Below are 24,303 nucleotides of genomic sequence, written 5' to 3' on the forward strand. Positions count from 1 at the left end.
GTGGCCGGTCAGCCCGTGGTGCGGGCGTACCGGTCCGCCGGGCGGGCGAGGCCGAAGCGGTCGCGCAGGGTGCCCTCGTAGGGGGCGGGCGTCCAGGCGTCGCCGAGTGCCGGCAGCAGGCCGTCGACGATCTCGTCCACCCCGGACGGCAGCGCCAGCGGGACCAGGACGAACCCGTCGGCGGCGCGCTCCTCGGCGGCACCGCGGAGCAGGGCGGCGAGCGCGGCCGGGTCGCCGACGTGGCGCAGCGTCGCCGGGGCGGGGTCGGCGTCCGCGGGGGCGAGTGCGTCGAGCCCGCGCAGCCGCGCGGCGGCGCCGTCGCCCAGCAGGGTCTCGACGTCGAGCAGCACGGTGACCTGCTCGGGGTCGCGCCCGGCGTCGGCGACGGCGGCACGGACCCGGTCCCGGGCCTCGGCGGCACCGGCGACCGTGTCGGCCGCGACCCGGACGACGTCGGCGTAGCGGCCGACGGTCGCCAGCGCGTCGGTCTCGTCGCCGCGCAGCACCGTCAGGGGTTGCCCCTGCGGCGGGCGCGGCGTGATCGACGGTCCGGTCACGGAGAAGAACTCGCCGGTGAAGTCGATGTGGTGGAGCCGGTCGCGGTCGACGAAACGGCCGGTGGCGGCGTCGCGGATCTCGGCGTCGTCCTCCCAGGAGTCCCACAGCCGGGCGGCGACCTCGATCGCCTCGCCGGCCTCCCGCCAGAGCGAGGCCGCGTCGCGGTCGGCGCGCGCACGGCCGAACAGGTCGGCCTCGGCCTGCGTGCGCGACACGTCGGGCTGCCAGCCGGCCCGCCCGGTGGACACGAAGTCCAGGGTGGCGACGGCCTTGGACAGGTTAAACGGCTCGGTGTGGGTGACCGTCACCGTCGGGACGAGACCGATGCCGGGGACGGCCGGCGCGACCCGCGCGGCGACGGCGACGGCGTCCAGGGTGCCGGGCAGTGCGGCCGGGTCGGCACCGGGCGGCCGCAGCGAGTCGGGCAGCGCGACGAGGTCGAGGCCGCCGCGCGCCGCGGTGCGGACCAGGTCCAGGTGGTGCGCGGCGGTGAACAGCCGGGCCGGGTCGGCGCCGCCGAGCCGCCACGCGCCGGGGTGGCGCCCCGCCGCTCCGAGTTCGACCGCCAGGTGCAGACGTCCGCTCACCGTGCCTCCGTCGCTCGTGATCAGCTCCTGGGAGGGCCAACCCACCGCGGGCGCGGTCTGTTCCCGGCTACCCGGCGGCGCGCAGGTCCGCCTCGATCGCGGCGGCGCAGGCGCGCAGCTCGGGCAGGATGTCGGCGCGCAGGCCGTCGGCGTCGTTGCGGGAGGCGTGGGTGGAGACGTTCGCGGCCGCGACGACCCGCCCGGCTCGGTCGTGGACGGGCACCGCGACCGAGCGCAGCCCGGCCTCCAGCTCCTGGTCGACGACGCAGTGCCCGTCGGTGCGGACCCGGTCCAGCTCGGTGCGCAGCTGCTCCGGGGTCGAGACGGTGTGCGCGGTCAGCGCCGCGGGCTCCAGCGCGCCGAGGTAGGAGTCGAGGGTGGCGGGCGGGAGCGCGGCGAGCAGGACGCGGCCCATCGACGTCGCCCGGGCCGGGAAGCGGGTCCCGATGGTGATGGTGACGGTCATGATCCGCGAGGTGGGGACGCGGGCGACGTAGACGACGTCGTAGCCGGTGTGCGGGTCTCCGTCGAGGACCGAGACCGACGCGGACTCGCGCACGGTGGCGACCAGGCGCTCCAGGTGCGGGGCGGCGACCTCGGGCAGGCCCATCGCGGACAGGTAGGACCAGCCGAGCTCCAGCACCCGCGGGGTGAGGGTGAACAGCCTGCCGTCGGTGCGGACGTAGCCCTCCTCGGCCAGGGTGAGCAGGAACCGGCGCGCCGCGGCGCGGGTGAGCCCGGTGGCACGGGCGACGTCGGCGAGGGTCTGCCGCGGGCGCTGCGCGTCGAAGGACCGGATGACGGCCAGCCCGCGGGCCAGCGAGCGGACCTGCTCGGTGCGCGGGGCGCCCACGCCCCCCGGGGTGCTCACGCCGGCCGCCCGGCGAGGACGGTGTCGACCAGGTCGGCGGCGTGCCCGGTGCCGGGCGGGTGGGCGGTCGACACCGCGCCCGCGGCGAGGGCGAGGTTGCGGGCCATCGCGTCGGGGTGCACCTGCAGCCCCTCCAGGCCCACCCGCAGCCGGGCCGCGGCGCCCGCGGTGACCCGCAGCAGCGCGACGAGCGTCTCCCACTCCGCGTGCCAGGCCCCGGCGGCGCGCTGGAACTCCTGCTCGGCGCCGGCGAGCAGCGTCGCGACCAGGCCGGGGGCGCGCTTCGCGGCGCCCCGGGCGGTGACGGCCGCGGCCGGGTTGCGCTTGTGCGGCATCGACGACGAGTCCCCCGGCGCGGACTCCGAGACCTCGCCGAGCTCGGTGGCGGACAGCAGCACGACGTCGCCCGCGGGTTTGGCGCAGGCCCCGGCGGCGACGCCGAGGGCCCCGGCGAGCTCGCCGATCCGGCTGCGTTCGGTGTGCCACGGCACGCCCTGCGGGGCGAGCCCGAGCCGCGCCGCCAGCGCGTCGGCGACGGCCGGGCCGTGCGGGTGGACGGCCGCGAGGGTGCCGGCGGCGCCGCCGTAGGAGACGGGCAACGCGTCGAGGACCCGGTCGAGGCCGGTGCGGGCCCGGTCGAGCCCGGTGCACCAGCTCGCGGCGACCAGGCCGAACGTGGTGGGCAGCGCCTGCTGGCCGAGGGTGCGGGCGGCGCAGGGGGTGTCGCGGTGGGCGGCGGCGAGCGCGGCGGCGGCGTCGGCGCAGGCGGTGAGGTCGGCGACGACGCGGTGCCCGGCCCGGCGGGTGAGCAGCATCAGCGCGGTGTCCATGACGTCCTGGCTGGTGGCGCCCGGGTGCACCGCCCGCTCGGCGCCGGGCTGGATCCGCGCCGCGGCCGCCTTGAGCCGCTTGACCAGCGGGATCACCGGGTTGCCGCCCTCGACCGACTCGGCGGCCAGCGCGTGCGGGTCGACGCCCGCGACGGCGGCGACGGCGCGCTCGACCGCGTCGGCGTCGTGCTCGGTGACCGCGCCCTGCTCGGCGGCGACGGCCGAGAGCGCGAGCTCGACCTCCAGCAGGGCGGCGATCCACGCACCGTCGTCGAGCAGGCCGTCGACCCGGTCGGTGCCGGACAGCGGCCCGAGCAGCGTGTTCGCCATGCGTACAAGCGTACGGCTCGCGACCGCCGGGGAGAAGGACGGCCGGGGCGCCCGGGAGGCAGAATGACCCGACGTGCTGACCCACATCCTGCTCGACCTCGACGGCACCCTCGTCGACTCCGCCCCCGGCATCCTCGGCTCGATGCGCCGCGCGATCGACGAGGTGGGCCTGGACGTCCCCGAGTCCGCGCTCGGCACGCACCTGCTCGGGCCGCCGCTCTACCGCAGCCTGCCCCCGATCCTCGGCGAGGAGGGCACCGCCGCCGTGCTGCCGGTGTACCGGCGCCTCTACGGCGACGAGGACGGCTGCCTGGACTGCGCGCCCTACCCGGGCGTCGAGGAGCTGCTGCGGGCCCTGTCCGCGGCCGGTGTGACGATGGCGCTGGCCACCAGCAAGGCCGAGCCGTCGGCGCGCAAGATCCTCGCCCACCACGGCTGGACCGACCTGTTCACCGAGATCGTCGGCGACACGCGCACCGCGGACCGGCCGACCAAGGGCGCCGTCGTCGCCGAGGCACTGCGCCGGCTCGGGTCGCCCTCGGGTGCGGACGAACCGCTGATGGTCGGCGACCGGCTGCACGACGTCGAGGGCGCCGCCGAGCACGGCCTGCGCTGCGTCGGGGCGGGCTGGGGCTACGCCGGGCCGGGCGAGCTGGCGGCCGCCGGTGCCACGACGGTGTACGCCTCCGCCGACGAGCTGCGGGCGGCGCTGCTCGGCCGCTGAGCTGCGGCGTCCGGGTGAACCCGGCTCCGACGGTCGCGCATCTGCGGCCGTCGGCCGGGACCGCCTCCTCAGCTGAGGAGCACTCGAGCGGGCCCGTCCGTTCGGGCCGTGCGCGTCGAACGGACGGGCCGATATACACCGGACATGACGGTCGCCGCGCTCTACCGCTATCCGGTCAAGTCGATGCTCGGGGAGTCCCTGACCCGGGCCACCATCACCGAACGGGGCCTGCTGGGCGACCGCGCCTACGCGGTGCTCGACAACGCGACCGGGATCATCGCCAGCGCCAAGGTGCCCAAGCGCTGGCTCGGACTGCTCAGCTTCTCGGCGCGGTTCGTCGCCGAGCCGGCGTCCGGGGAGCCGCTGCCGCCGGTCGAGATCACCTTCCCGGACGGATCGGTCCTGCGCAGCGACGACGAGGGACTGGACACCGCGCTGTCCGCCGCGCTCGGCCGGGACGTGTCGCTGATCTCGGTGCCGCCGGAGGGCAGCTACTTCGAGGAGCTGTGGCCCGACATCGAGGGCCTCACCCCGCAGCAGCTCGCGCCGCGCACACTCATCGAGGACACGACCACCCGGCACGAGGACTCCGGCGAGGTGATCAGCCGGTTCGACATCTCCGCGTTCGGGGCACCGGGCACGTTCTTCGACCTGTCGTCGCTGCACGTCCTCACCGAGTCCACCCTCGGCCGGCTCCGTGAGCTCGCGCCGGAGGCGACCTTCGACCCGCTGCGCTACCGGCCGAACATCGTGCTCCGCGACGACTCCTCCCCCGACGGCGGCAACGGTTTCGTCGAGAACGACTGGCCGGGCAGCACGTCGGCGATCGGCGACGAGGCCCGCGTCACCTTCTCCTTCGCCACCATGCGGTGCGTCATGACGACGCTCCCCCAGGGCGACCTGCCCGACGACCCGGACACCCTGCGCACGATCGCGAAGAACAACCGCATCGAGATCCCGCAGGTCGGCGGGGTCTGGGCCTGCGCGGGCGTGTACGCCGAGGTCGCCGCGGGCGGCGAGGTCGCCGTCGGGGACCCGCACACCGCGCCGGCCCCGGCCTGACCCCCACCCGCCCGGCCCGGCCCTCCCCACGGACGCCGCGCCCCGGCTCCGCCGCGCCCGGTGCGGCCGGGCCGCAGGGCGGTCGCCGGGATGCAGCTCAGCGGGGATGCGGACCGCCCCTGGGCCCGCTGAGCTGCATCTCGGCGCTTCCCTGAGGTGTTCGCACAGCGAACGTTGGTGCGTCTGCCGTACGCCGCGTACCGTCGTCGGCGACGGAGGTGCGTGATGGACAAGGTGGTGGCATCCGCCGCGGACGCGGTCGCCGACATCGGCGACGGGGCGTCGCTCGCGGTCGGCGGGTTCGGCATGTCCGGGGTTCCGACGGTGCTGATCGCGGCACTGCTGGAGCAGGGCGCGACGGACCTGGAGACGATCTCGAACAACCTCGGCGTCGACGGCTTCGGCCTCGGCACCCTGCTCGCCGCCGGGCGGATCCGGCGCACGATCGGCTCCTACGTCGGCAACAACAAGGAGTTCGCCCGTCAGTACCTGGCCGGTGAGCTGGAGCTGGAGCTGACCCCGCAGGGGACGCTCGCCGAGCGGCTGCGGGCCGGCGGCGCGGGCATCCCGGCGTTCTACACCCCGGCCGGGGTGGGGACGCTGGTCGCCGAGGGCGGGCTGCCCTGGCGCTACGCGGCCGACGGCGCGGTCGCCGTCGAGTCCCCGGCGAAGGAGACCCGCGGGTTCGACGGCATGACCTACGTCCTCGAGCGCGCCCTCACCCCGGACTTCGCGCTGGTCCACGCCTGGAAGGGCGACCGGCACGGCAACCTCGTGTTCCGGCGCGCGGCGCGCAACTTCAACCCGGACTGCGCCGCGGCCGGGCGGACCACGATCGCCCAGGTCGAGCACCTGGTCGAGCCCGGGGAGATCGACCCGGACGCGGTGCACACCCCCGGCATCCACGTGCACCGCGTGCTGCACGTCCCCGGCGTCGAGAAGCCGGTCGAGTTCAGGACGGTGCGTTGACCATGGCCCTCGACCGTGACGAGATGGCCGCCCGGGTCGCGGCCGAGCTGCCCGACGGGGCCTACGTCAACCTCGGCATCGGCATGCCGACCCTGGTGCCCGGACACATCCCCGAGGGCCGGACGGTCGTCCTGCACTCGGAGAACGGGATCCTCGGCGTCGGCCCCTACCCCACCGACGACGAGGTCGACGCCGACCTCGTCAACGCCGGCAAGGAGACCGTCACCGTCGCCGACGGCGCCGCCTTCTTCGGCTCGGCGGAGAGCTTCGGCCAGATCCGGGCCGGGAAGCTCGACGTCGCCGTCCTGGGCGGGATGGAGGTCGCCGCGAACGGCGACCTCGCGAACTGGGCGGTCCCCGGCACGATGGTCAGGGGGATGGGCGGGGCGATGGACCTCGTCCACGGCGCGCGCTCGGTGATCGTGATGATGGACCACGTCTCCAAGGACGGGTCCCCCAAGATCGTCGAGCGGTGCTCGCTGCCGATCACCGGCCTGGGCTGCGTCACGAAGATCGTCACCGACCTGGCCGTGATCGACGTGACGCCGGACGGGCTCGCGCTGGTCGAGACCGCACCCGGCGTCAGCGCCGACGAGGTGCGGGAGAAGACCGGCGCCCCGCTGCGCTGACACCGCGCCGACACCGCGCTGACACCGCCCCGCTGCGCCGACGACCGCTCCGCCGGGCCGACGCCCACCCCACCGGGCCGACGGTCACCCCGCCGGACCGACACCCCCCGGCCGGGCGCGCCCCGCTCGTTCGCGCCGGCGGTGGCGATGCCTCAGGCCGGCTCGCCCGGCGTGACCGGCAGCCGGGACAGGCCCCGGACCAGCGTCGACTCGCGGTACACCAGCTCGGACGGCTCGACGGCCAGCGCCAGGTCCGGTCGCTGGGCGATGAGCTTGCCGATCGCCACCCGGCCCTCGGTGCGGGCGAGCTGCGCGCCCAGGCAGAAGTGGATGCCGTGACCGAAGAACACCCCGGACGACGAGTCCCGGGTGATGTCCAGCCGCTCCGGGTCCTCCAGCCACTCCGGGTCCCGGTTCGCCGCGGCGAGCCCGAGCATGACGGTCGCCCCGGCCGGAATGGTCACCCCGGAGTACTCGACGTCCTCGCTGGCGAACCGCATCGGGGCGTTGGCGACCGGGGACTCGAAGCGCAGGAACTCCTCCACCGCCGAGGTGATCAGCGACGGGTCGGCCTGCAGCCGGGCGCGCTGCTCGGGGTGGGTCAGCAGGGCGAGCACGCCGTTGCCGATGAGGTTGACCGTGGTCTCGTGCCCGGCGATGAGCAGCAGCGTCGCCATCGCGACGAGCTCCTCGGACGAGAGCCGGTCGCCGTCGGCGTCGCTGACGGCGAGCAGGCCGGACAGCAGGGCGTCGTCGGGCTCGGTGCGCTTGCGGTCGATCAGCTCGGCGAGGTAGCCGTTCAGGCTGCCCATCGCGGCGAACTTCTCCTCCTGCGGGGAGTCGTCGACCATCACCGACGACCACGCGGAGAACCTGTCGCGGTCCTCGGCCGGGACGCCCAGCAGCTCGCAGATGACCAGCACCGGGACGAGGAACGCGTACTGGCGCATGAGGTCGACGGGACCCTCGGCGGGCAGCGCGTCGAGCAGCTCCTGGGTGATCTCCTCGACCCGTGGCTGCAGGTCGTTCATCCGCCGCACGGTGAACGAGCGGCCGACGAGCTTGCGCAGCCGCGTGTGGTCCGGCGGGTCCATCAGGATCATCATCGGGATCGGCGCGGCCGGCTGGCCCTCGCGCTGGTCGGCGGGGAGCGTGTACCGCCAGTCCTTGCTCAGCCGCGGGTCGACGAACGCCGCGCGGACGTCGGCGTAACGGCTGATCAGCCAGGCCTTCCCGTCCGGCAGTGCGAGTTCCCGCACCGGCTCCTCGGTGCGCAGGGCTGCGTAGGCGGGGTGCGGGTCGGTCCAGAAGTCGCCCGAGAACAGGTCGTGCGTCTCGGTGCCGGTGGTGGTCAGCGCCATGGGGACCATGGTGCCAGCCGTAGGTAAGCGACCGCTTACGACAGTCGCGTGACCGAGCACACAGCGGGGTCGAGGTCGACGTCGGCCGGGGCCGGGCGGCCGAGGACCACCGACGCGGCCAGCGCCGCCAGCGCCGGGGCGGACTCGATGCCCGACCCGCCCTGCCCCGCGACGAAGAAGAAGCCCGGGTGCTCCGGGCGCGCGCCCAGCACCGGGGCGCGGTCGGGGGCGAAGGTCCGCAGTCCCGCCCACGCGGTCCGGACCGACCGCAGCCCGAGCGTGGTCGCCGAGCCCACCCGGTCCAGGGCGAGTGCGACGTCGAGCTCGTCGGGCCGCGCGTCGCCCGGCTCGGCCGGGGTCTCGTCGGCCGGGGAGACCAGCACGACGTCGGCCTCGGCCTTGAGGTACCAGCGCTCGGCGGCGTCGGCGATCATCGGCAGGACGGCGCCGTCGACGGTGAGCACCGACGGGTCGCCGACCGGGCAGGCGGCGATCGTGCGCCGGTACGGGGTCAGCCCGGCGCCGGGTACGCCGGCGAGTGCCGCCACCGCGTCGGCCCAGGCCCCGGCCGCGTCGACGACCACCGCCGCCCGCACCCGGTGCCCGGCGGTCGTCGTCGCGCTCCAGCCGGAGCCGTCCCGGTCCAGCGTCGCCACCCGGGCCCCGCGCAGCACGGTGCCGCCACGGGCGCGCAGCCCGCGCCGGTAGCCGTCGTGCAGGGCGGCGGTGTCGACGTCGCAGGCACCGGCGGTCCACGCGGCCGCCCGCGGGGCGCGGCGCAGCACCGGCGCGCGTCGCCACGCCTGCGCGGGGTCCAGGGCGACCGGGGCTCCGGGCTCGCCGTGCTGCTCGCGCAGCGTCGTGGCGAGACGGTCGACGGCCGGGTCGTCGTCGGCGACGTGCAGGACCGGGCGCGGGGACAGCAGCGGCGGCGTCCCGAGCTGCTCGGGCAGCGTGGCGAACCGCGGCCCGGAGGCGTCGATCAGCGCGCGGAAGGGGCCGGAGCCGTGACCGGGGATGTAGGTGGCGGCCGAGCGGGCGGTGGAGTGGACCGGCAGGTCCTGCTCGGCCTCGGTCAGCACGACGCGGGCGTGCGCGGCCAGCTCCCACGCGACCGACACCCCGGCGATGCCGCCGCCGACCACCAGCACGTCCGCCGTCTCCATGTCCGCGACCCTAGGTCGCCGGCCCTGGGTCGGCGGCCCTAGGTCGGCGGCACCGGGAAAAACCGGTGGCCCCGGTCCGGGCGGGCGTCGTAGCCTCGTCGCCATGCTGATCCGGTTCCTCTGAGCGGCCCGCGGAGTCGACCTTCGCGCCCTCCGCCGCCGGCCCGTGACGTCCGCACCGGGCCCGGAACCGTCGCCGCCCTCGTGCGGCCCTTCCGGCGTCCCCCGCGCTTCACCGGCCCTCCGCACCCGGTCCGAGTCCGACCCGATGCTCCGAGGAGGTCGTGTGCCCACGACCCGAAACACCCCTGTCCAGACCGCCGACACCGGTCCCGCCCCGGCATCCGGGCCCGTCGCCGGACCGCCCGCCGCCGGACCGCCCGCCGCCGGACCGACCGCCGCCGGACCGACCGCCGCCGGACCGACCGCCGGCGGGACCTCGGCCGACGGGACCGCGCCCGGCGGAATCACGCCCGGCCGGGACGCGACCGGCCGGGAGACCGGCGCGCCCGCCAACCGCGCCGAGCGTCGCGCGGCGAGGCGCGGCCGGTCCGGGGCCCCGGGCGGCCCGGCGGTACCGCGCACGGCGGGGCCGGCCCCGCAGGCCCGGCCGGCCCACGTCCGCACGGACTTCGCCGCCCGCCGCAGCGGCTGACCGCACGGGCATGATCACGGATCGGGCACCGGAGACGTCGGCAGCCGACCCTCCGCGTGCCCGATCCGTGATCACTCCCGGCGGTGCGGCCCGGCGCGGGGGTGACATGGGAGGCTGGACGCCGTGACCGTCACCGTCTGGTGGGCCGCCCCGGCCGATCCCGGCGACCGCGCCGACCTCGTCGCGCTGCTGGACGCCCATGAACGCGAGCGGCTTCTCGCACTGCGCCGGCCCGAGGACCGCGCCCGCTACCTCGCCGCGCACGCCCTGGCCCGGCTCGTGCTCGCCGAGCGGCTCGACGCCGACCCCGCCGCGCTCGTCCTGGACCGCACCTGTCGCTGCGGGGAGCCGCACGGCAAGCCGCGCCTGGCCGGGCGTGGCGACGACCCCGGCTTCTCGCTGACCCACTCCGGCGCGCTGGTCGGCGTCGCGGTCGGGACCGGGCCGGTCGGCGTCGACGTCGAGGCGCACCGCCCGCTGTCCGGCCTCGACGGCCTGGTCCGGCACGCCCTCTCCCCCGCCGAACTCGCCGCGACCCCGCCCGACGGGACCGGGTTCCTGGTCACCTGGACCCGCAAGGAGGCGTTGCTCAAGGCCACCGGCGAGGGCCTGTCGAGCCCGATGGACGCGATCACGCTGTCCCCGCCGGACGCGCCGGCCCGGGTGCTGGGCTGGACCGGCACCGGCGGGAGCTGGTGGGTCGCCGACGTCGCCACCGGGCTCGACGACCACCCGGGCGCCGTCGCCGGGGCGGGACCGGTGGCCCCCGTCGTCACCGTCGCCGACGGCGATGCGGTCCTGTCGGTGCGCCGGGGCACGATGCACGGGTGACGGTGAGGTGACCGCGGCGGCCGACCGCTGGGTGCTGCACCTCGACATGGACGCGTTCTTCGCCTCCGTCGAGCAGCTGACCCGGCCCACGCTGGCCGACCGGCCGGTCCTGGTCGGCGGCGCGGGACCGCGCGGCGTCGTCGCGGGGGCGAGCTACCAGGCGCGGGTGTTCGGGGCCCGCTCGGCGATGCCGATGGGCCAGGCGCGGCGGCGCTGCCCGCACGCGACGGTCCTGCCGCCCCGGTTCCCGCTGTACAAGGCGCTGTCCGACGAGGTCATGGCCGTCCTCGGCGAGTTCTCCCCGGTGCTCGAACCGGTGTCGGTCGACGAGGCGTTCGTGGAACCGCCCGACCTCGTCGGCGCCGATCCCGAGCAGGTGCGGGAGTGGGGCACCCGGCTGCGCGGCGCGGTGCGCGAGCGCACCGGGCTGCCCGCCTCGGTGGGTGCCGGGTCGGGCAAGCAGGTCGCGAAGATCGCCTCCGAGCTGGCCAAACCGGACGGGCTGCGGGTGATCGCCCACGCCGAGCAGGCCGCCGTGCTCGACCCCCTCCCGGTGCGGTCGCTGTGGGGTATCGGGCCGGTCTCCGGCGAGGCGCTGCGGAAGATCGGGGTCGAGACGATCGGACAGCTCGCCGCGATGGACCCCCGCGAGGTCGCCGGGGTGCTGGGCGCCGCCGTCGGGTCCGAGCTGCACCGCCTGGCCCGCGGCGTCGACGACCGTCCGGTCGCCCCGCGCGGCGCGGCCAAGCAGATCAGCGCAGAGACGACCTTCGACGCCGACCTGACCGCGATGACCGCGGTGCACACCGCGGTGGAGTCGATCTGCGTCGCCGTGCACCGGCGCCTGGTCGCCGACGGCAGGACCGCCCGCACCGTCACGGTGAAGGCGCGGACCGGGGACTTCACCACCCACACCCGGTCCGAGACGACCCCCTTCGGGACCCGCGACCTGGCCACCCTGGTCGCGGTGGCCCGACGGCTGGCCGAGGGCGCCGTCGGCGAGGGCGGGGTGCGGCTGCTGGGGGTGTCGGTGTCCGGCTTCGGCGACGAGCCGCCGCTGGCCCTGTTCGACGCGGTGCCCTCGGGGAGCGGGTGGACGACGGCCCCGGGGACCGGCACGCCCCCGGGGACCGGCGCGACCGTGGGGACCGGCGCGACCGTGGGGACCGGCGCGACCGTGGAGACCGGTGACGTGCCCGGCCCGCTCCGCCCGGGCCGGCCCGACCGCGAACCCGACCCGGACCGGCCCTGGCGCGCGGGCGACGACGTCGCCCACCCGGAGCACGGCCACGGCTGGGTCCAGGGCGCCGGGCACGGACGGGTCACCGTGCGCTTCGAGACCGCGCTCACCGGCCCCGGACGCACCCGCACCCTCGACGCCGCCGACCCGGACCTCACCCGGGCCGACCCGCTGGGCAGCTGGCGGGCCTGAGCCCGGGCGCGGGGCTCAGCCGATCAGCGGGCTGCGGTGCGGCGGAGCGACGCGGCCGCCCTCGGCGATTCGGGCGCGCAGCGCGGGGGCGGTGCGGTTCAGCCCGTCGAGGACGGCGCCGAGCGCGGCGTCGCCCGCGGGGTCGCCCCCGACCAGCAGCACCGCCGCACCGGCGGGTCCGGCGGCGGCCCAGGCCGCGATGCGGGCGACGGCGTCGCGCGGGGTGACCGGCTCGACCCGCCACGCCTCGGCGTAGAACAGGGCGGTCGGCTCGGCCTGCGGGAAGGCGAAGACCGTCTCGGCCTCCGCCAGCAGGTCGTGCGCACCCGGGCGGGACGCGTCGTCGCCGGACGGGTCGGTACCGAGCACCACCAGGTCGTGGCTCATCGCATGTCCTCCTCGAGGGTCCGCGCCCTCATCAGTGGGAATCCGCGACGACGGGCAGTGTCCTGGCTCCCGGATCGGTGCGCCCTCCCCGGCCTTCCCACCCTCGCGGGCGGTGGCGCCGGTGTGGGGAGGGCACTCCCCGGTGACAGTGGCGGGACCGCGCCGGACTCGCACCGGCTTCCTGATCCGTCGTCGCGGGGAGCCCATCACGCGACGCGACCCCGGTCAACCACCCGGTCGACCCCGTCACGACGACGGGGCCGACCGGTGGGGAGCGGCTCAGTACCCCTTGTCGTGCCCGCACGACACGGCGGGCTTGATCGTCCCGGTGGCGATGGCCGGCAGCGACGGCCGCTTCCAGCTCCGGACGAGGCTCTTCCCGACGGCCTTGAGCGCGCACTCGCCGGCGTCGACGTACATGGCACCCGTGTCGGACAGGGCGTCGTTGAGCCGCTGGTTGTCGTCGATCCCGCCGCCGCGGCAGCCCGAGCCGGGGCCGTCGTGCGTGCCGAACGGGCAGAACGCGACCGTCTGCACGGGCGCGGTGACGGTCCGGGTGGCGGAGTCGGCGGGGCCGAGGGTGAGCCCGGCCGCGAGCGCCCCGGTGAGCGCGAGGGCCGCGGCCACCGCGCCGACGGGTCGGCGGATCGGGGTGGACTGCTGTGTGGATCGCATCGTGCTGACCTCCGAGGTTGGACGGCCGTCTCGTACGGCCGGTGTCGGCACCGGTCTCCCGGTGGGAGAAGGTTCGCCGTGTCCGGCAGCTCTGTCCGGTACCGTGGAACTTGTCCGATCCGTCCGCGGGTGCTAACACTCGCCGGCCCGGGACGAGTACACCGACGGTTCGATGATCAGCTCGCTCCTGTGGAGGCCGTCGTCATGTCCGACCCCGCCGGGGACGTGTACGCCGTCGTCACCTGGCAGGGCGCCCGGTCGTGTCTGCGGCCCCGCGAGTCGATCGGGTTCGGCCGCGCCCCGGCGAACCGCATCCTGATCGGCGCCGACCCCGAGGACGACCGGGTGTCGCGTCGGGCGGGTTCCATCGAGTGCACCCGGGACGGGGTCGTGCTGCACAACCTGTCCGAGAAGCACCCGTTCGACGTGCAGACCTTCCCCGGCCGCGGCTTCACCGTGCCCCCGCTCGAGGTACGCGGTTCACGGCCGCACACCAGGCTGGCCGTGCGCGTCACCGGCACCGGCCGCACCTACGTGATCGGGCTCGATCTCGCCCGGCTGACGGCCGCGGCCGGTGCGCACGGCCGCGCCCGGCACGACCTGACCGGCCGGACGACGACGGGTGTCACCCGCATCGACCTGCCCGCCGAGGACCGGCACCTCCTCGCGGCCGTCTGTCTCCGACCGATGACCCGGACCGGACCGGCCGCCGTGCCCACACATGCCACCGTCGCCGCGGACCTGACCGCCCACGGCCACGGGCCGGTCGCTCCCCTCACCGTGCGCAACCGGGTCGCGGCGTTGCGCACCACGCTGGTCGAGCAGTTCGGGGTCGACGAGCTGTGGGGCCCGTCCCCGGGTGAAACCGTCCTGGACCGCCTGGCGAGGTGGGCACGCCGCTCCGGGAACGTCCTCGCCGCCGATCTGGAGGCCCTCGACCTGCGTGCGGAGGACGCATGAGCACTCCGGGCGCGGGTGGCCGGGACCCGGCGACGACGGCGGCACCCGACCGGGACGACCCGACCCCACGCCGCGCCGGGACCTGGGCCGGGCCGCGCGACCGCCCGTTCCGCTACGAGGTGCTCGCCGAGGTCGGCAGCGGCGGGGAGGGCCGTGTCTACAAGGTGCGCTACGCCGACGACGACAGCGGCGCCGACGAGGTCTTCGCACTCAAGGAGTACCGGGCACCCGCCGCCGCACCGGCGGGCTGGCCCGACGACGGCACCTGGGACCGGGTCCGGAACCAGGCCCGGCTGCTGACCTCGGTCGCGCGCGGGGACCGGCTGGTCCGGGTGATCGAGGTGTTCCGCGGCCGCGTGGTCACCGCACCGGCCGCCCCGGAGGGCCCGCTGGTCCCGGTCGTCGTCATGGAGTGGCTGGACGGTCCGGACCTCGACACCGCTGCCCGTGCCCAGGACTGTGCGGTGCAGACCCGACTCACCTGGCTCGGTCAGCTGGCCGAGGCCGTGCACGCCCTGCACGGCCCGGACGAGCGCGGCCGCCCGTCGGTCGTGCACGCCGACGTGAAGCCCGGGAACTGCATCATCGACGGCGACCGGGGCCTGGTGCTGGTCGACACCGGCACCACCCAACGGGCCGGCGGCGCGCCGGACCCACGACTGCTGCGGTCCGGCCAGTACGCGGCACCGGAGATCCTCCTCGACCCGGGTCGGGCCCGGGACGTCGCCAGCGACGCCTACTCGGTGGCCGCCGTCGCCGTGTTCCTGCTGACCCGCACACCGCCCCCGGCCGCCGAGCGGCCGGACCTGGCGACCGCCGTCCGCACGCTGTTGCTCACCCACGCCGACCTTCCACCGCGGCGGCGGTCCGCCGTGGCGGACCGTGTCGTCGGGTTGCTGGTGGCGCCGCCGGACGAGCGTGCGGTGGTGGACCTCCCGGAGTGGGTGGCGGGGGTGCGACGGGCGGCCGGGCCGCGCCGTCGACGGGTCGTGGTCCGGGTCGTCGCCGCCGTCGCGGTGCTCGTCGCACTCGGGGTGGGTCTCCTGGTCGGGCTCCCCACCGGGGAGCGGGCAGCGGCACGGGTACCGGCCCCGTTCGAGGGGGAACTGCTGTACGCCGCCGACCTGACCGCACCGGCGCCGGAGTGGCCCGAACACACCGATCCCGGTGTCACGACCCGCTACGCCGAGGGCCGTTACGACGTGCACGTCGTCCGGCCCGGCACCTACGTCACCGTCCCCGCACCCCCGACCCCGCAGATCGGCGACGAGGTGGTCACCGCGACCGCCCGGATCGCCTCCGGCCAGGGCGCCTGGGGGGTGTGGTGCCGCGGCACCGACGAGCGGGGCACCCGTCGCTACGAGTTCCAGGTCAGCCACGGTGGCGCTGTGCGCGTCGTCCTGCCCGACGGTACTGCGACCACCTGGTCCTACGTCGACGGTCTCGACACCTCACTGCCGGTCACGCTGTCGGCGCGCTGCGACGACGTGCCGGACGCCCCGGTGGAGCTGACCCTGGCGGTGAACGGCACGACGGTGCTGACCCACCGACCCGCATCGATCCTGGGGCCGGGCTTCGCGGGGGTGTCCGGGATGGCCTTCTCCGACGTCGACGGTCCCACGGTCACGGCCGCCGTCACCCGGTTCGAGGTGCGGCGCGGCCGCTGATCGGCGGTCAGGACCCGACGGGAGCCCGCAGCCCGGCGACCGGTCCGATGACGACGATCGCGGGCGGACTGATCTCCTGCTCGGCGGCGACCCGCTCGGCCGTCTCCAGCGTCGCGCGGACCGACCGCTCGATGCGGGTGGTGCCGTCCTGCACGATCAGCACCGGGGTGTCGGCCGGGCGGCCGTTGGTGATCAGCGCCTCGGCGAACCTCCCGAGCCGCTCCACGGCCATCATCAGCACGATCGTGCCGGTCATCCGGCCCAGCGCGGTCCAGTCGGTGAGGCTGCGCGGGTCGCCCGGCGCGACGTGCCCGGACACGACGACGATCTCGTGTGCGACCCCGCGGTGGCTCACCGGCGTCCCGGCGACGGCCGGTGCGGCGAACGCGCTGGTGATGCCCGGGACGACGGTCACCGGCACCCCCGCCGCGGCGCACGCCTGGACCTCCTCGAACCCGCGGCCGTAGACGAACGGGTCGCCGCCCTTGAGGCGGACCACGAACTTCCCGGCGCGGGCGTGCTCGACGAGCAGCTCGTTGATCCGCTCCTGGGCCATGGCGCGGCCGTAGGGGATCTTCGAGGCGTCGATGACCTCGACCTCGGGGGACAGCTCGTCGAGGATGTCGCGCGGGCCGAGCCGGTCGGCGACGACGACCTCGGCGCGGGACAGCAGCCGCCGCCCGCGCACGGTGATCAGCTCCGGGTCGCCCGGGCCGCCACCGACCAGCGCGACACCGGCCTGCGGGGGCTCGGCCGACTCGTCGACGACGCCGGCGGCCAGTGCCTCGACCAGCGCGGTGCGCACGGCCGCGGACCGCCGGTGCGCGCCCCGGGCCAGCACGCCGACGGTGAGCCCGTCGTACCCGCCGGTGGCGGGGGTGACCGCGGTGCCCTTGTCGCCGTCGTCGGCGCGGACGCAGAACACGCGGTCCCGCTCGGCCTCGGCGACGACGGCGGCGTTGGTCGCGGCCTCGTCGGTGGCCGCGATCGCGTACCAGGCGCCGGCGAGGTCGCCGTCGACCCAGCGGCGGGCGGTCCAGGTGATCTCCCCGGCCGAGGCCATGCCCTCGACCGCCGGGGTGGCCTCCGGCGAGACGACCTCGACGACCGCCCCCGCGGCGATCAGGCGGGCGACACGGCGCTGGGCGACCTGTCCCCCGCCGACGACGACGGCCCGGCGGCCGGCCAGGTCCAGTCCGACCAGGTACTGCTCGTGGTGCGCGTTCAACGACGTTCCTCTCCCGGACTCCGACGCCCGGCGGTGGCGGCGGACCCCTGCACCAGGCCCCCGCGCGACGGCGACGCCGGAGGATAGCCGGACCCGCATGTTCGGGAGGACCCCTCGGAGGGCAATCCCACATCCGCCGCCCGGGCGGCCACGGCGACCGTGACGCCCTGAGCAGCGGTCTTCCCGACGATCAGGTGGGCCCCGTTCCCGGCGGCGAGGAGCGCGGCGGCCTCTGCGACGGACGGGGTCCCGACGGCCGCAGCGACCCGGGTTCCCGGCCGCGGTACCGCGACCGCGGCCAGCGCGGCGGCCGCGAACCCGTGCGGCTCCCGCGGTGCGACGGCCGCACGCAGCCCCGGTTCCGAGGCCCGCCGGTCCAGGGTGGCGACGACGGCGTCGCCGAGCTCGAGCCCGTGCGCGGCGGCGACCCGGTCCAGCAGCGCGCGCACCGCGGCCTCGGTGGAGCCGGGCCGCAGCCCCACCCCGACGGTGATCATGCGAGCGCGGCCGGGGTGCCGAGGCGGGCCGCCGCGACGAACCGGGCGACGGCGCCGGGCACGCCGGCCGGGTGGGTGTGCAGGAACGACGCGTGCACGCGGGCGACGACGTGACCCTCCGGCTCGCCACCGCGCCACGCCCACGCCGGGGCGGCCCCGGCCCGGGGGGTGACCGCGCACCGGTGGAACTCGTGCGCCCCGGCCCGCTCACCGGCCGCGAACAGCGGCGACGCCGACACCGCGACCGCGTCGCGGTAGCCGAGGGTGAGCCGCGGGGTCATCCCCGCCGACGCGTCGAGGACCCCGCACATCGGCGTCCCGTCGAGGTCGCGGCACAGGTACAGCAGCCCGCCGCACTCGGCGTGCACCGGCGCCCCGGACGCGGCCAGCGCGGCGACCTGCGCCCGCAGCGGCGCGTTGTCCCCGAGCGCGCCGACGTGCTCCTCCGGGAAGCCGCCGGGCAGCACGAGCGCGGCCGTGCCCGCCGGGAGCGCGGGGTCGCGCAGCGGGTCGAACGTCACCACGTCCGCACCGGCCGCGGCGAGCAGCTCGGCGTGCTCGGCGTAGCCGAACCCGAAGGCCGGGCCCCCCGCGAGCGCGACCACCGGACGGCCCGGCACCGGGTCCACCCCGAGCTCGGCCGCCGGGTCCCAGACGGGGCCGTCGGGCAGCGGGCGGGCGAGTGCGAGGACGGCGTCGAGGTCGACGTGCTCGGCGACGAGCGCGGCCATCGCGTCCACCGCGGCGGTCGCGGCGACGCCGTGCTCGGCGGCGGTGACCAGACCCAGGTGCCGCGAGGGCACCGCCAGCTCGGCCCGGCGCGGGACCGCGCCCAGCACCGGGAGTCCGACCTCCTCGGCCGCGGCCCGGCAGACCTGCGCGTGCCGGTCGGACCCGACCCGGTTCAGGATCACGCCCGCGACCTGCACGGTGCCCATGTGCGTTCCGCCCGCGCTCCACGCCGTGTCGCCGAAGGAGCGGAAACCGTGCAGCAGCGCGGCCAGCGACCGGGACTGCCCCCGGACGTCGACGACCAGCACCACCGGTGCCCCCAGGGTCGCCGCGACCTGCGCGGTGGACCCGGCGCCGTCGGCGATCCGGCCGTCGAACAGCCCCATCACGCCCTCGACGACGGCGACGTCGGCGTCCCGGGCGCCGTGCCGGGCCAGCGGCGCGAGCCGGTCGGCGCCCTGCAGCACGACGTCGAGGTTCCGCCCCGGGCGGCCCGCGGCCAGGGTGTGGTAGCCGGGGTCGATGTAGTCCGGCCCGATCTTGAACGGTGCGACCCGGGTGCCGCGCCGCGACAGCGCGGCCATCAGTCCGGTCGCGACCGTGGTCTTCCCGCTCCCCGACGACGGCGCCGCGACGACCAGCGCGCGGGCCGTGGTCACCACTCGATCCCCCGCTGGCCCTTCTGTCCGGCGTCCATCGGGTGCTTGACCTTCGTCGTCTCCATGACCAGGTCGGCGGCCTCGATCAGGGCCGGCGGGGCGTCCCGCCCGGTGATGATGACGTGCTGCCGGCCGGGCCGCTCGACCAGCACGTCGACGACCTCGTCGACGTCGATCCAGCCCCACTTGAGCGGGTAGGTGAACTCGTCGAGCACGTAGACGCGGTGCGCCTCGGTCTCGATCCGGCGGCGGATCTCGGCCCAGCCCTCGGCGGCGTCGGCGGCGTGGTCGGTCTCGGTGCCGGCCTTGCGCGACCAGGACCAGCCCGAGCCCATCTTGTGCCACTCGACGGGCCCGCCCTGCCCGGTCCGCTCGTGGACCTCGCCCAGGGCGCGGAACGCCTCCTCCTCGCCGACCTTCCACTTCGCCGACTTCACGAACTGGAACACCCCGATCGACCAGCCCTGGTTCCAGCCGCGCAGCGCCATCCCGAACGCGGCGGTCGACTTCCCCTTCATCACCCCGGTGTGCACCACCAGCAGCGGCCGGTTGCGACGCTGGCGGGTGGTCAGCCCGTCGGTGGGGGTGACGGACACCTGTCCCTGCGGCACGGTGGTCTCCTCTCAGGCGGCGCGGGCGGACCGGGTCGCCCGGACCAGGTCGCCCACGCTGTCGGCGGTCAGCTCGTCGAGGGTCACCAGCTCGCCGCCCGCGGCGGCGGCGAGCGGCGCGGCGAGCCCGAGGCGGACGTGGCCCGCCTCGCAGTCGACGACGACGGTGTGCACCCCGTCCGCGGCCAGCAGTCCGGCGGCACGGCGGGAGTCGGCGACGGGGTCCCCGCCGTCGCGGGCGGCGACGGTGGCCCGCCCGTCGGTGAGCAGCACGACCAGCGGGCGGCGGCGCGGGTCGCGGCGGCGCTCGGCGTCGAGCACGGCGCGGGCCCTGAGCAGCCCGCCGGCCAGCGGGGTCCGCCCGCCGGTGCGCAGCCGGGACAGGCGCTGCTGGGCGGTCGGCACCGACGACGTCGGCGGCAGCGCCAGCTCCGCCTCCCGGGCCCGGAAGGTGACCAGCCCGACCTTGTCCCGGCGCTGGTAGGCGTCGCGGAGCAGGCCCAGCACGGCCCCCGAGACGGCGGTCATCCGCTTGCGCGCGGCCATCGAGCCGGACGCGTCGACGACGAACAGCACCAGGTTCCCCTCGCGGCCCTCCCGCTCGGCGCGGCGCAGGTCGTCGCGGTGGACCAGCAGGCCCGGCCCGCGGCGCCCGCGCCCGGCCTGGTGCGGCGCGGCGGCGAGCACGGTCGCGGGCAGGTGCAGGTCCGCGGCACGGGTGGTCCCGGCCCCGGACGGCCGGACGACGCGACCGGCGTCGGTGCGGGCCCGGGAGCGGCGGCCCGGCGCGCCCGCGCCCAGCCCGGGGACGGTGAACTTGCGGACCGTCGCCCGGTGCAGCCGCGCGGCGTCCCCGACGACGACGGCCCGGCCGTCCCCGCCGTCGCCGCCGGCCGGGGCCCCGGCGGTCTCCGGGGCCCGGTCGTCGCCGGGCGCCGCCGGGTCGGTGGCGTCGTCGGTGCCGTCGGCACCGTCCGAGCCGGGTGCCTCGGCGCGCTCGCCGGCGCCGGTCCCGCCGTCGCCGCGCGGGTCGCCGCCCGCGGGGGGTGCGTCCCCGGTCCCGTCGGCGTCGTCGGGCTCCTCGCCGGCGTCCGGGCCGTCCTGCGGCTCGGCCGGGTCGTCGGGGCCGGGGCCGCCGGGGTCCGGGTCGTCGTCGGGGTCCGGCTCGTCCTCGGGGCCCAGGTGGTCCTCGGCGTCGGCGAGGGCGCGGTCCAGCTCGGCCGGGTCCAGGCCGGGCTCGTCGAACGGGTCGCGACGGCGGCGGTGCGGCAACGCGAGCCGGGCGGCGACGCGCACGTCGTCGGCGGTCACCGCGTCGCGGCCCTCCCAGGCGGCGTGCGCGGCCGCGGCCCGGGTGATGACCAGGTCGGCGCGCATGCCGTCGACGTCGAACCGGGCGCACACGAACGCGATCCGCCGCAGCTCCCGGTCGCTCACCGCGACGGCCGAGACGTGGGCCTGCGCGGCGCGGAGCCGGGCCGCGGTCGCGTTCTCGTCCGGGGCGAAGCGGGCGACGAACCCGGCCGGGTCGTCCTCGAACGCCATCCGTCGCCGGGTCACCTCGACCCGGGTGTCGACGTCGCGGCTGGCCCGCACCTCCACGGTCAGCCCGAACCGGTCGAGCAGCTGCGGGCGCAGCTCGCCCTCCTCCGGGTTCATGGTGCCGACCAGCAGGAACCGGGCCGCGTGCGAGACGGAGACGCCGTCGCGCTCGACGTGCGCGCGGCCCATCGCGGCGGCGTCGAGCAGCAGGTCGACGAGGTGGTCGTGCAGCAGGTTGACCTCGTCGACGTAGAGCACCCCGCGGTGGGCGTCGGCGAGCAGGCCGGGCTGGTAGGCGCGGCGGCCCTCGGACAGCGCCTTCTCCAGGTCGAGCGAGCCGACCAGGCGGTCCTCGGTCGCGCCGACGGGCAGCTCGACCAGCCGGGCCGGGCGACGCCCGCCCGCCGCGCCCGCCGGGTGCGGGCCGTCGGGGCAGGACGGGTCCGGCGCGGCGGGGTCGCAGCCGAACCGGCAGGCGTCGACGACCTCGTGCGAGGGCAGCAGCGAGGCCAGCGCGCGCACCGCCGTGGACTTCGCGGTGCCCTTCTCCCCACGCACCAGGACACCGCCCACACCCGGGTGCACGGCGTTGAGCAGCAGCGCCAGCCGCAGGTCGTCGTGGCCGACGACGGCGGAGAACGGGAAACGGGGAGGTCCGGCGGCGGGGGCGGTGCTCGTGCTCACGCGGGTGAGGCTGCCAGACCGGAGGTCAGCACCGGGAGGCCCGGCGGCGCACCGTGTCCGATGACATGTTCAAGTGACGACGTGTCGAGGTGGTGTTCGACCAGGTCGGCCAGCAGATCCACCTGCCGGCTCCGCTCGGCCGCGAACGACGTGTCCTGCGCCACCACGAACCCCGTCCGTCCTGCCTCTCCGGCGAGGCGGGTGAGCAGCAGCCGTCGGAAGCCGTCGTTCTCGGCGAGGCCGTGCCAGTGGGTACCCAGGACGTGGCCGCGGTCGCTGCCCTCGTCCCCGATCAGGCCGGGATCGCCGGAGCGCACGACGCGGCCGTGGTGGATCTCGTAGCCGGTGACGGTCTCGCCCCACGCCGTCGCCGTGGGGGTGGCGAGGTGCTTGACCGGGTCGAACGCGATCTCCAGGTCCAGCAGACCCAGCCCGGCGACGGTCGTGCCGGGAGCGGCCTCGGCGCCGTCGGGGTCGGAGACGGTGTGCCCGAGCATCTGGTAGCCACCGCAGATCCCCAGCACCGGGCGCCCGGACCCGGCGTGCGCGCGCACCGCGTCGGCCATCCCGGACGCCCGCAGCCAGGCCAGGTCCGACACGGTCGCCTTGGTGCCGGGCAGCACGACGACGTCGGTGTCGGCGATCCGCGACGGCTCGGTCACGTACCGCACGGCGACGCCCGGTTCGCAGGCCAGCGCCTCGGCGTCGGTGGCGTTGGAGATCCGCGGGAACCGGACGACGGCGACCCGCAGCCACTGCCCGCCGCGCGGCGGGGCCGGGTGCCCGAGCACCCCGTCGGCGACGGCCGAGAGCGAGTCCTCGGCGTCGAGCCAGAGTCCCTCGGCGAAGGGCAGCACGCCCAGCGTCGGCCGCCCGGTGAGCTCGCGCAGCCGGTCGAGGCCGGGTTCGAGCAGGCGCGGGTCCCCGCGGAACTTGTTGATCACAAAGCCGGCGACCAGCGCCTGGTCGGCCGGGTCGAGCACGGCGAGGGTGCCGAACAGGTGCGCGAGCACCCCGCCGCGGTCGATGTCGCCGACGACCAGCACCGGCAGGTCGTTGCGCCGGGCGAAGCCCATGTTGGCGAGGTCGGTGGCCCGCAGGTTGATCTCCGCCGGCGAGCCCGCGCCCTCGCAGACCACGACGTCGTGCCGGGCGCGCAGCCGGGCCAGGGAGTCGGCGACGACGTCGGACAGCGCCGCGGTGCGGTGCCGGTAGGACAGCGCCGACACCTGGCCGTCGGCGCGGCCGCGCACCACGACCTGCGAGGTCCGGTCCCCACCGGGCTTGAGCAGCACCGGGTTCAGGTCGACCGAGGGGGCGATGCCGCTGGCGAAGGCCTGCATCGCCTGCGCGCGGCCGATCTCGCCGCCGTCCGGGGTGACGACCGAGTTGTTGCTCATGTTCTGCGCCTTGAACGGCGCCACCGAGACCCCGCGCCGGTGCAGCCACCGGCAGACACCCGCGACGACGGCGCTCTTGCCCGCGTCCGACGTCGTCCCCGCGACGAGGACCGCTCCCTGAACCACCACGGCGGGAAGTATCGCCCCGGCGGGACCGGCCGCGGGCGCGGCTACCCTGGGCCGCGTGCGTTTCCTGCTGCGTCCCGGGTGGATCGCGTTCGTCGTTGCGGTGCTGGCCTTCGCCGTCGCCTGCTACACGCTGCTCGCGCCGTGGCAGTTCGACCGGGAGTCCGAGCGCTCGGCGCAGAGCCGGGCCATCGCCACCGCCGACGCGACCCCCGCGGTCGGGTTCGACACGCTCGTCCCGCCGGGTACGGCGATCGGCGCCGACGACCAGTGGCGCCGGGTCGCCCTGACCGGCACCTTCGACCGCGCCGCGGAGACCCTGGTCCGCCTGCGGGTCGTCGACGGCGCGCCCGCCTTCGAGGTGCTGACGCCGCTGCGGCTCACCGACGGCCGGACCGTCGTGGTGAACCGGGGGTCGGTCCCGGCCGCGGACCGGGGCGCCGTCCCCGACTACGCCGCCGCGCCCACCGGGCCGGTGACCGTCGAGGGCAGGCTGCGCCTGGACGAGACCGACCCGCAGGGCCGCCCGCCGCTGGTCGAGAACGGCACCCGCCAGGTCTACGTGTCCGACTCCCGCTCGGTCGCCGCCGCCACCGGCCTGACGCCGGTCGAGGGCGTCGTCGTCCTGGAGGCCGGCCGGCCCGGCGTGCTGGACCCGATCCCGGTCGAGCCGGTCGGGGGCGGAGCGCCGTTCAGCAACTTCTCCTACGCCCTGCAGTGGCTGACCTTCGGCGCCGTCGCCCTGGTCGCGCTGGGCCTGTTCATCCGACTGGAGCTGTTGCAGCGCAACGGGAAGCGTGAGAAGGCGGGCAGCCTGCGGGACCAGCTCTCGGGCCGCGACGGCTTCGGCGACGAGCCCGTTCCCGCCGACCGGGCCGACGGCAGCACCCCCGGCACCACCCGCGACGCCGCCGCCGGGTCCGGTCCGGGCTCGGGCTGACCCCGCAGCGCGGTACACCCGCCCCGGGCCGCCGCCCTGCGGGGTCCGAGGTGCGGCGTCAGCGTGCCGCGCCGGGCTCCCGGATGCTGTGGGCCGGCTCGCGGACGCCGCGCCGGGCTCCCGGGGTGCTGCGGCTGGATTCGCTTACCCGGTAAGCGGATTCGTCCGTCCGACACGGTGGCCCGCCGGC

At 76.7% G+C, this 24,303-nt stretch carries 23 protein-coding genes and 1 riboswitch; of the genes, 10 read left to right on the top strand and 13 right to left on the bottom strand.

From position 1 onward, the window contains the following. Window positions 1–8: 8 nt before the first annotated feature. From WHI96_RS09040 to WHI96_RS09050, 3 genes are all read right to left on the bottom strand, one after another. Window positions 9–1,145 carry an LLM class flavin-dependent oxidoreductase gene (locus tag WHI96_RS09040; RefSeq protein WP_345652231.1) on the bottom strand — a complete coding sequence of 379 codons (1,137 nt, stop codon included), beginning with the start codon at window positions 1,143–1,145 and terminating at the stop codon, window positions 9–11. 67 nt (window positions 1,146–1,212) lie between these two features. Further along, complete coding sequence (locus WHI96_RS09045) at window positions 1,213–2,016, bottom strand: IclR family transcriptional regulator domain-containing protein (protein ID WP_345652229.1); 804 nt, start codon at window positions 2,014–2,016, stop codon at window positions 1,213–1,215. Continuing rightward, the gene (locus WHI96_RS09050; protein WP_345652227.1) at window positions 2,013–3,176 is read right to left on the bottom strand and encodes a lyase family protein; all 1,164 of its coding nucleotides are present in this window, start codon (window positions 3,174–3,176) and stop codon (window positions 2,013–2,015) included. The genes WHI96_RS09045 and WHI96_RS09050 overlap by 4 nt, the downstream gene beginning before the upstream one ends. A 73-nt stretch (window positions 3,177–3,249) precedes the next feature. On the opposite strand from WHI96_RS09050, the gene WHI96_RS09055 reads away from it, so the two are divergent. The 4 genes from WHI96_RS09055 (at window position 3,250) to WHI96_RS09070 (ending at window position 6,560) form a co-directional block, all read left to right on the top strand. Continuing rightward, window positions 3,250–3,900: an HAD hydrolase-like protein gene (locus WHI96_RS09055; RefSeq protein ID WP_345652224.1), complete on the top strand. Its 651-nt coding sequence runs from the start codon at window positions 3,250–3,252 to the stop codon at window positions 3,898–3,900. Between the two features lie 144 nt (window positions 3,901–4,044). Then, complete coding sequence (locus WHI96_RS09060) at window positions 4,045–4,962, top strand: MOSC domain-containing protein (RefSeq protein WP_345652221.1); 918 nt, start codon at window positions 4,045–4,047, stop codon at window positions 4,960–4,962. Between the two features lie 225 nt (window positions 4,963–5,187). Then, window positions 5,188–5,931 (top strand): CoA transferase subunit A, encoded by a 744-nt coding sequence (locus tag WHI96_RS09065; RefSeq protein WP_345652218.1) that lies wholly within the window; start codon window positions 5,188–5,190, stop codon window positions 5,929–5,931. A 2-nt stretch (window positions 5,932–5,933) separates the two neighbouring features. Next, window positions 5,934–6,560 carry a 3-oxoacid CoA-transferase subunit B gene (locus WHI96_RS09070; RefSeq protein WP_345652215.1) on the top strand — a complete coding sequence of 209 codons (627 nt, stop codon included), beginning with the start codon at window positions 5,934–5,936 and terminating at the stop codon, window positions 6,558–6,560. Between the two features lie 152 nt (window positions 6,561–6,712). Here WHI96_RS09070 and WHI96_RS09075 read toward each other — a convergent pair whose 3' ends face one another. Beyond that, complete coding sequence (locus WHI96_RS09075; RefSeq protein WP_345652212.1) at window positions 6,713–7,921, bottom strand: cytochrome P450 family protein; 1,209 nt, start codon at window positions 7,919–7,921, stop codon at window positions 6,713–6,715. A gap of 35 nt (window positions 7,922–7,956) precedes the next feature. Further along, on the bottom strand, window positions 7,957–9,087 hold the full coding sequence (locus WHI96_RS09080) for an NAD(P)/FAD-dependent oxidoreductase (RefSeq protein ID WP_345652209.1): 1,131 nt from the start codon (window positions 9,085–9,087) through the stop codon (window positions 7,957–7,959). 286 nt (window positions 9,088–9,373) lie between these two features. Here WHI96_RS09080 and WHI96_RS09085 point away from each other — a divergent pair, with 286 nt between their 5' ends. From WHI96_RS09085 to WHI96_RS09095, 3 genes are all read left to right on the top strand, one after another. Then, window positions 9,374–9,742 carry a hypothetical protein gene (locus WHI96_RS09085; RefSeq protein WP_345652206.1) on the top strand — a complete coding sequence of 123 codons (369 nt, stop codon included), beginning with the start codon at window positions 9,374–9,376 and terminating at the stop codon, window positions 9,740–9,742. 123 nt (window positions 9,743–9,865) lie between these two features. Further along, window positions 9,866–10,573, top strand: coding sequence for a 4'-phosphopantetheinyl transferase family protein (locus WHI96_RS09090; protein ID WP_345652203.1), 708 nt, complete (start codon window positions 9,866–9,868; stop codon window positions 10,571–10,573). A gap of 46 nt (window positions 10,574–10,619) precedes the next feature. Continuing rightward, on the top strand, window positions 10,620–12,005 hold the full coding sequence (locus WHI96_RS09095; protein ID WP_425571711.1) for a DNA polymerase IV: 1,386 nt from the start codon (window positions 10,620–10,622) through the stop codon (window positions 12,003–12,005). Window positions 12,006–12,020: 15 nt separating this feature from the next. Here the strand turns inward: WHI96_RS09095 and WHI96_RS09100 are convergent, their stop codons facing one another. Both WHI96_RS09100 and WHI96_RS09105 read right to left on the bottom strand, forming a co-directional pair. Then, on the bottom strand, window positions 12,021–12,392 hold the full coding sequence (locus WHI96_RS09100) for a hypothetical protein (RefSeq protein ID WP_345652198.1): 372 nt from the start codon (window positions 12,390–12,392) through the stop codon (window positions 12,021–12,023). Between the two features lie 35 nt (window positions 12,393–12,427). After that, window positions 12,428–12,614, bottom strand: a riboswitch (cobalamin riboswitch). 57 nt (window positions 12,615–12,671) lie between these two features. Continuing rightward, a complete protein-coding gene (locus WHI96_RS09105; protein WP_345652195.1) occupies window positions 12,672–13,067 on the bottom strand; it encodes a hypothetical protein in 396 nt (131 codons plus the stop codon). 204 nt (window positions 13,068–13,271) lie between these two features. Between WHI96_RS09105 and WHI96_RS09110 the strand changes: the two genes are divergently transcribed. Together WHI96_RS09110 and WHI96_RS09115 are read left to right on the top strand one after the other, a co-directional pair. Continuing rightward, on the top strand, window positions 13,272–14,027 hold the full coding sequence (locus WHI96_RS09110; protein ID WP_345652193.1) for a hypothetical protein: 756 nt from the start codon (window positions 13,272–13,274) through the stop codon (window positions 14,025–14,027). Next, the gene (locus WHI96_RS09115; RefSeq protein WP_345652191.1) at window positions 14,024–15,694 is read left to right on the top strand and encodes a protein kinase domain-containing protein; all 1,671 of its coding nucleotides are present in this window, start codon (window positions 14,024–14,026) and stop codon (window positions 15,692–15,694) included. The genes WHI96_RS09110 and WHI96_RS09115 overlap by 4 nt, the downstream gene beginning before the upstream one ends. Before the next feature lie 7 nt (window positions 15,695–15,701). On the opposite strand, the gene cobA is transcribed toward WHI96_RS09115, so the two are convergent. From cobA to WHI96_RS09145, 6 genes are read right to left on the bottom strand one after another with little or no spacing between them, the layout of a single operon-like run. Further along, on the bottom strand, window positions 15,702–16,922 hold the full coding sequence (cobA, locus tag WHI96_RS09120) for a uroporphyrinogen-III C-methyltransferase (protein ID WP_345652189.1): 1,221 nt from the start codon (window positions 16,920–16,922) through the stop codon (window positions 15,702–15,704). Continuing rightward, window positions 16,919–17,419: a cobalamin biosynthesis protein gene (locus WHI96_RS09125; RefSeq protein WP_345652187.1), complete on the bottom strand. Its 501-nt coding sequence runs from the start codon at window positions 17,417–17,419 to the stop codon at window positions 16,919–16,921. The genes cobA and WHI96_RS09125 overlap by 4 nt, the downstream gene beginning before the upstream one ends. Beyond that, entirely contained in the window at window positions 17,416–18,813 is a 1,398-nt protein-coding gene (locus WHI96_RS09130) for a cobyrinic acid a,c-diamide synthase CobB (RefSeq protein WP_345652184.1), read from the bottom strand. Before WHI96_RS09130 ends, WHI96_RS09125 begins: the two co-directional genes overlap by 4 nt. After that, window positions 18,807–19,421, bottom strand: a complete 615-nt coding sequence (gene cobO / locus WHI96_RS09135) for a cob(I)yrinic acid a,c-diamide adenosyltransferase (protein ID WP_345652181.1) — start codon at window positions 19,419–19,421, stop codon at window positions 18,807–18,809. Before cobO ends, WHI96_RS09130 begins: the two co-directional genes overlap by 7 nt. Window positions 19,422–19,433: 12 nt before the next feature. Next, window positions 19,434–21,647, bottom strand: coding sequence for a putative cobaltochelatase (locus tag WHI96_RS09140; protein ID WP_345652178.1), 2,214 nt, complete (start codon window positions 21,645–21,647; stop codon window positions 19,434–19,436). After that, window positions 21,644–23,173 carry a cobyric acid synthase gene (locus WHI96_RS09145; RefSeq protein ID WP_345652900.1) on the bottom strand — a complete coding sequence of 510 codons (1,530 nt, stop codon included), beginning with the start codon at window positions 23,171–23,173 and terminating at the stop codon, window positions 21,644–21,646. Before WHI96_RS09145 ends, WHI96_RS09140 begins: the two co-directional genes overlap by 4 nt. A gap of 58 nt (window positions 23,174–23,231) precedes the next feature. Between WHI96_RS09145 and WHI96_RS09150 the strand changes: the two genes are divergently transcribed. Continuing rightward, on the top strand, window positions 23,232–24,113 hold the full coding sequence (locus WHI96_RS09150; protein ID WP_345652175.1) for an SURF1 family cytochrome oxidase biogenesis protein: 882 nt from the start codon (window positions 23,232–23,234) through the stop codon (window positions 24,111–24,113). Window positions 24,114–24,303: the final 190 nt, after the last annotated feature.

Origin of the sequence: Pseudonocardia tropica, from assembly GCF_040105315.1 — a bacterium.
In the GTDB taxonomy this organism is placed as follows: Bacteria; Actinomycetota; Actinomycetes; order Mycobacteriales; family Pseudonocardiaceae; genus Pseudonocardia; species Pseudonocardia alni.